The following is a 253-nucleotide window of genomic DNA, read 5'->3' on the forward strand; positions in this document are numbered from 1 at the left end:
GTATCAGCAGTACCAAAGCATTTGGTGGTTGGCATAAACAATACAGTCATCAATCAAGTACGCTTAATTGCACCATACGGTTTGCTATTTACTTACCGCCACAAGCCGAAAGCCAAAAAGTGCCGGTTTTATATTGGTTGTCAGGGCTCACCTGTACTGATGAAAACTTTATGCAAAAAGCAGGTGCACAACGCATAGCAGCAGAGTTAGGCATGGCTATTGTCGCACCCGATACCAGCCCTCGAGGTGAAGG

General features: G+C 45.8%; 1 protein-coding gene. It reads left to right on the forward strand.

The features are described from left to right. Positions 1 to 2: 2 nt before the first annotated feature. On the forward strand, positions 3 to 253 hold a 251-nt coding region (locus AAEY88_RS14655; protein WP_350563561.1), incomplete at its 3' end, for an alpha/beta hydrolase-fold protein.

The organism is Psychrobacter sp. CAL346-MNA-CIBAN-0220 (assembly GCF_040309805.1).
Lineage (GTDB): Bacteria > Pseudomonadota > Gammaproteobacteria > Pseudomonadales > Moraxellaceae > Psychrobacter.